Source organism: Williamsia sp. (genome assembly GCF_016462415.1).
GTDB lineage: Bacteria > Actinomycetota > Actinomycetes > Mycobacteriales > Mycobacteriaceae > Williamsia_A.
Genome location: NZ_JAEMTF010000086.1, coordinates 12,674 through 18,928 on the forward strand (window position 1 = coordinate 12,674; position 6,255 = coordinate 18,928).

Annotated in this window: 6 protein-coding genes; 2 read left to right on the forward strand and 4 right to left on the reverse strand. The window is 68.7% G+C overall.

Annotated elements, in window-relative coordinates:
• Nucleotides 1-93: 93 nt before the first annotated feature.
• The 3 genes from JHC79_RS17715 to JHC79_RS17725 are packed head-to-tail and all read right to left on the reverse strand — an operon-like array spanning nucleotide 94 to nucleotide 2,617.
• Nucleotides 94-1,008, reverse strand: a complete 915-nt coding sequence (locus JHC79_RS17715) for a cation diffusion facilitator family transporter (RefSeq protein WP_296393244.1) — start codon at nucleotides 1,006-1,008, stop codon at nucleotides 94-96.
• Nucleotides 1,009-1,050: 42 nt separating this feature from the next.
• Nucleotides 1,051-2,175, reverse strand: coding sequence for an FUSC family protein (locus tag JHC79_RS17720; protein WP_296393246.1), 1,125 nt, complete (start codon nucleotides 2,173-2,175; stop codon nucleotides 1,051-1,053).
• Between the two features lie 25 nt (nucleotides 2,176-2,200).
• A complete protein-coding gene (locus tag JHC79_RS17725) occupies nucleotides 2,201-2,617 on the reverse strand; it encodes a DUF3151 domain-containing protein (RefSeq protein ID WP_296393249.1) in 417 nt (138 codons plus the stop codon).
• Between the two features lie 190 nt (nucleotides 2,618-2,807).
• On the opposite strand from JHC79_RS17725, the gene JHC79_RS17730 reads away from it, so the two are divergent.
• On the forward strand, nucleotides 2,808-4,097 hold the full coding sequence (locus JHC79_RS17730; RefSeq protein ID WP_296393251.1) for a hypothetical protein: 1,290 nt from the start codon (nucleotides 2,808-2,810) through the stop codon (nucleotides 4,095-4,097).
• A gap of 73 nt (nucleotides 4,098-4,170) precedes the next feature.
• On the opposite strand, the gene fbaA is transcribed toward JHC79_RS17730, so the two are convergent.
• Nucleotides 4,171-5,208, reverse strand: coding sequence for a class II fructose-bisphosphate aldolase (gene fbaA, locus JHC79_RS17735; protein WP_296393253.1), 1,038 nt, complete (start codon nucleotides 5,206-5,208; stop codon nucleotides 4,171-4,173).
• A gap of 189 nt (nucleotides 5,209-5,397) precedes the next feature.
• On the opposite strand from fbaA, the gene JHC79_RS17740 reads away from it, so the two are divergent.
• Nucleotides 5,398-6,105 carry a VTT domain-containing protein gene (locus JHC79_RS17740; RefSeq protein ID WP_296393254.1) on the forward strand — a complete coding sequence of 236 codons (708 nt, stop codon included), beginning with the start codon at nucleotides 5,398-5,400 and terminating at the stop codon, nucleotides 6,103-6,105.
• Nucleotides 6,106-6,255 lie beyond the last annotated feature (150 nt).

Here is a 6,255-nt window from a genome sequence, read left to right on the forward strand (position 1 = left end):
CCATCCTTTACGACCGCCCACCCGAGTCGCCAGTCAGTTTCCGGTGGGGCCCGCCCGGCCCACTCGGCGTCCGCAAACGCCCAGTCGACGGGTCTACCAGGTGAGGTCGCGGTGACAGGCGCGTTGGATCTCGATGGGGTCGACCTGCACGGTCGCGTGGTCGAGTCCGTGCCGTTCGAGCACCGCGCGTGCCGCGGTGAGCACATCGGCGTTGGGCTGATCGCTGCCGAGATGCACGGTGGCCACGTCCATGCCGGTGGTCAGGGTCCAGACGTGCAGGTCGTGGACGTCGTGCACCTGCGGCAGTGCCTCGAGTTCGGCGCGCACCGCAGCGACATCGACGTGCGCGGGCGCCCGCTGCGACAGGATGCGCAGGGCGTCGAGCGCCAGGCGGATGGCCCGCGGGGCGACCCACAGGGCGATCAGCACGGCGACGACGATGTCGGCGTAACCCCAGCCCGTGGTCAGCGCGATGATGCCGGCGACCAGGACCCCGACGCTGCCGACCGCGTCGGCGAGGACCTCCATGTAGGCGCCGCGGACCGCGATGCTCTTCTCGGAATCGCTGCGCAACAACAGCATCACCACCAGGTTGGCGGCGAGGCCGACGAGCGCGACGACGATCAGGGTGAGACCGGGGACCTGCGGATCGGTACCGAGACGCTCGACGGCCTCGTACAGCACGAACACCGCGACGCAGATGAGCAGGACGGCATTGGCCACCGCGGTGAACACCTCGGCGCGGTGCCACCCGAAGGTCTTCTCCCCCTCAGAGCTCCCGTGTCGCGCGAGCAGCAGCGCGATCAGCCCCATCGCCATGGCGAGGACGTCGGTGAGCATGTGGCCGGCGTCGGCCAACAGTGCGAGCGAGTTCGCCAGGACGCCGGCGACCACCTCGACCACGAAGAACGTCCCGATGATCGCCATGCCGACGACCATCGGCCACAGGCGACGATTGCCGACCGAATCCGCCGATGGCGCGTGGGAGTGGCTGTGTCCGTGACCCATGCCCGTCAATATATGCGGGTTTGTGCATATAAGACAACAGGCTCAACGCAATGTGGCGATCGCGGACTCGCGTTTGAGTCCGGCCACCATCAGCAGATCGACGATGATCGAGCGCACCTGCCCGAGGATCACCGTCTCCGACAGCCCGCTACCGGCCACGAGCTCGGGCTTCGCCTTGCGTGCGATGCTGCGCAGCACGCGGGCGGCGTCCGCCCCGTCCGGCGACTCACCCGGGTCGGCGAGCAGCATCCGTCGGAGGATCTCCAGGGCCGCGACCAGCTCGGCCACCACATCGATGACGTCGGAGTGCATCTGTTCGCCGTGCTGGATCCCCGACAGTGCCCGGCGGGCCATGACCCGGATGTTGCGGACGGCGTTGTCGATGGGGTCCGCGGTGGCGGCGAGCCGCGACAACCGGTGCCGCGAGTTCCAGTACAGCGGCGAGATGTGGCTGATCTCCTTGCCGCCACTCATGTCGGCGCGCATCGTGTCGATCGCGCCCTGTGTCCCGCGGGCGCGGCTCAGGGCACCGGAGATGACGTCGGCATCCGACGACCGCAGGCCCTCGACCACCCCGTCGACGACGAGTCCCATCGTCGCGAGGACCGCGGCCGCGTCACGTCGTGCCCGCAACACCGGGTGGGTCGGGATGAGCGCCACGATGATCACCCCGATGACCCCGCCGATGAGGGCGTCGATCATCCGGTTGAACCCGGCCGCCCCACCGGGCGGGAGCAACGTGGCGACCAGGACCGCGGAGCTCGCGGCCTGGATCGGCACGAGCGGTCCGCGATCGAGGGACACCGCGACGACCATGGCCAGAGCGACCACGACGGTGATCTGCCACCAGCCCGAGCCGATCCATCGGACGAGCAGGTCGCCGACCCCGATGCCGACGGTGACACCGCCGACCATCTCGACCGCGCGGCGCCATCGCTGACCCAGCGACAGTCCGAGGGAGATGACGGCCGCGATCGGCGCGAAGAACGGGGTGGGGTGACCGAACAGATGCGTCGCGATCGCCCAGGCGGCGCCGGCCGCGAGTGAGCACTGCGCGATGGGCAGCAGCGACAGCCACACGCGGCGGGTGCGCGTCCGGATGGCGGGTGGGAGCTGATTGTGTCGACGACGCAGGGACACCAGGAGCGCGTGGCGCGACGCGTTCACCGACGCGCCGGAGGTACTCGGACTCTCAGGCGAGGCCGAGTTCCGCCGCTGCGGTCTCGTCACTGTCGTTCAGGAGGTCGAGGCACCGGTGGTATTCGTCGTTCTCGCCGATGGCCTGCGCCGCACGGGCGAGCACGGCGACGCAACGCAGGAAGCCGCGGTTGGGCTCGTGGCTCCACGGGACCGCGCCGAAGCCCTTCCAGCCATGACGACGCAGCTGGTCGAGGCCGCGGTGGTAGCCGGTGCGGGCGTAGGCGTAGGCGGTGATGACCTCGCCGGAATCGAAGGCCGCCTCGGCCAGGTACGCCCACGCGATGGACGCGGTGGGGTGCGCGGCGGCGACGGTCTTCGCGTCGGTTCCGTTGAGCAGATCCGATTCGGCGTCGTCGTCACCGGTGAGCAGGGTGGGCTGTGGACCGAGAAGATCTCCGAAGGACGTCACCGTCCTATTGTGCACACCGCCGGACCCACGTGGCGCCACCGGCGGCACCGAACAGATGGTGCGACTGTCCCCCGCACGTTCGATAGGGTGAGCGACTGCAGGCCAATGCTCCGCTCTCCGTGGGCTCGACGGGAGCGCCGCGGGGAACGGCGGGGAGCCACCGGGCCACACGACGAAGGCGAGGACACGGATGTCGCATCCGGACGACACGGGCAGCTCGGCGGTGGGCAAGGCGTTCTCGGCCATCCGACGGCTGCGACGACCGGCCACCGAGCGCGTCGAGCCGTCACCGGCCGCCGCCCAGTCCGTCGCACCCGCCCCGAGGGCGAGCACCGAGGACGCATCCGCCGTCACCCCCTCCGCACCGGCCGACATCCCGGGGACCGCGGGTCCCGAGGAGTCCGAGGAGACGTCCACCGACGGCGACTCGTCCGACGAGCCCGAGGCCGAGAGTCCCGCGGAATCGGCGGAGGCGACCGACGACGAGCCGTCCGAGCCCGACACCGATCTCGAAGCCGATGCCGAGGCCGAGGCGTCAGACGAACCCGTCGCGGTGACCCCGGCGGTCGACCTCGACGACGACCCGGAGAACGCCGACAACGAGATCCCGACCGCCGAGACCGGCGACGAGGGTGTCGAGGAGCAGGCGGCACCGCCCGCAGATGTCGAACCGACCGACGTCGAGCCGACCGAGGCCGAACTGGCCGCGGCTGAACTCGCCGACGCGGAGATCCCGGTCGACGAACCTGCCGACGACGAGGTCCCGGTCGACGAGCCTGCCGACGAGGAGGTCCCGGCGGCCGAGCCATCCCTCGCCGAACCGGTGGTCGCGGAGCCGGAGTCCGAGGTCGCCGCTGAGCCGGAGTCCGAGGTGGCTCCCGAGCCACTCGATGACTCCCCCGCGCCGTCGCTGGAGAAGAAGTCCGCCGCACCTGTGCCCGAAGCGCAGCCCGCTGCCGGCGACGCCGGATGGCGCTCCGAAACCGTTGCTCCGCAGTACATCCCGCCGGCGACGGCCACGTCGTCGGCCAAGCCGGAAGGACGGTCGCGCAAGGTCGTTCTGTGGGTCGCGTCGATCCTGGTCATCGTGGTGGCCATCGCGGCCGTGGTGATCGCACTGGTCGCCACCCGCGGCGAACCCGCCAAGCCCGAGGCCGACCAGGCCGCCGACGCCGCGACCACCTACACGACCGCGTTGAGCAACGGGGACCTGAGCACTCTGCGCTCGATCACCTGCGGTGAACGCAAACAGTTCTACGACTCCGTCGACGACGCGGCGTTCCGTCAGCAGTTCGAGACGCAGAAAGCCAACAACGAGCTGGTCGGCGTGCGTGGGATCAGGGCGGCGCGCGTCGTCGACCCGGCCACCGCGATCGTCGAGGTGACCGCGTTCTCCACGGGCACCCCGGAGAAGACGACCGACGTCGCCCTGCGCCTGCGCAAGGACGGCGACGACTGGAAGGTCTGCACGTCGGGCTGACCGCCGATGACGCCGATGACGCGGCCCCCGATCGCAGCACGCGATCGGGGGCCGTGTTCGTCTGGCGGGGAGGTCAGGCGCTGATGGACTTCCCGGCCGACTTGAGGTCGTTGCACGCCTCGATGACTCGTTCGGTCATGCCGGCCTCTGCCTTCTTCAGGTAGCTGCGCGGGTCGTAGACCTTCTTGTTGCCCACGTCGCCGTCGATCTTGAGCACGCCGTCGTAGTTGGCGAGCATGTGACCGGCCAGCGGACGGGTGAAGGCGTACTGGGTGTCGGTGTCGACGTTCATCTTGATGACGCCGTAACCCAGGGCCTCGTCGATCTCGCTCTTGAGCGAGCCCGATCCGCCGTGGAAGACGAAATCGAAGGGCTTCTCGCCTGCGGATTCTCCGAGCTTCTTCTCGGCGACCTCCTGGCCGAGCTTGAGCACCTCGGGCTTGAGCTTGACGTTGCCCGGCTTGTAGACGCCGTGGACGTTGCCGAACGTGGCGGCCAGCAGGTAGCGACTGCCCGCATCGCCGGCGCCGAGGGCGTCGACGGTCTTCTCGAAGTCGTCGGCGGTGGTGAACAGCTTGTCGTTGATCTCGTTCTCGACGCCGTCCTCCTCGCCACCCACGACGCCGATCTCGATCTCGAGGATGATCTTGGCCGACGCCGCCTTGGCCAGCAGCTCCTTGGCGATCTCGAGGTTCTCGTCGAGCGGGACCGCACTGCCGTCCCACATGTGCGACTGGAACAGAGGGTTCTGACCGTTGTCGACGCGCTCCTGCGAGATGGCGATCAGCGGCCGGACGTAGGTGTCGAGCTTGTCCTTGGGGCAGTGGTCGGTGTGCAGGGCAACGGTGACGTCGTACTTCGCGGCGACCACGTGGGCGAACTCGGCGAGCGCGACCGCTCCGGTCACCATGTCCTTGACGCCGAGGCCCGAACCGAACTCCGCACCGCCGGTGGAGAACTGGATGATGCCGTCACTGCCGGCGTCGGCGAACCCCTTGAGGGCCGCGTTGATCGACTCCGACGAAGTGCAGTTGATCGCGGGGAACGCGTAGCCGCCCTTCTTTGCGCTGTCGAGCATCTTTGCGTACTGCTCGGGGGTGGCGATGGGCATCGGGTTGTCCTCCAACCGGGTAGGTCTGAATCAGTGCACGAGTCGGTCCGCCGCCCGGCCGATGGTGGGCCATGGGCGCAGACGCTCGCGAACAGTATGGCAAGTCACAACCGCTCCCGTCCCGCTCCGGTGCCGACTACCACCGCACGCACAGCGTTTCCTCAGGACCGACCCGCTATTGTCGGTCCCGTGAATTCCACCGCCCTGGCCGATGCCGCGAGCCACACGACCACCAACCTCGCGTTGCTCCCGGGCTTCCTCGACCCGATCACGCTGCTCGGATACTTCGGCACGTGGGCCCTGGTCGGCCTGCTGGCGGTCATCCTGATCGAGTCCGGCGTGCTGTTCCCCGTCCTTCCCGGTGACTCGCTGTTGTTCGTCGCCGGTCTGGTCGCAGCGGGCGAATCCGCCGAGGTCAGCAAGTTCGCGTCGCTGTGGCAGCTGCTCGTGTTCATCCCGATCGCCGCGATCATCGGCGGTCAGATCGGTTACTGGATCGGCCGGTACGCGGGAACCGCGATGTTCGCCGAGGGCAACCGCTTCCTCAAGAAGCGCTACATCGACGAGGCCCACGCGTTCTTCGAGAAGCGCGGCCCGATCACGATCTTCCTGGCGCGTTTCGTCCCGATCGTTCGCACCCTGGCCCCGATCGTCGCCGGCGCGGCCCGCATGAACGCGGCTCTGTTCACCGCCTACAACGTGCTCGGCGCCATCGTCTGGGGATGCGGCATCACGCTGCTGGGCTATTGGCTGGGCCAGTTCGAGATCATCCAGAAGCTCATCGAGCCCATCTTCATCCTGATCGTCCTGGTCTCGATCGTCCCGATCGTCTGGGAGTACTACAAGCGCCGCAAGGCCACCGGCCCGCCGCCGCCGGTCGAGGCCGACGCTCCCTGAGCCCGGCCACTGAAATCGTCCGACGTGAGCCTCGGTTCCGGCAATACGCCGGAACCGGCGCCTGTGCCGGACGATTTCCGTCAGAGCTGACACCCCTGTGACACGGTGATCTGATGGTCGCCTGGGTCGAAGTCCTCGTGAAGATGGTCG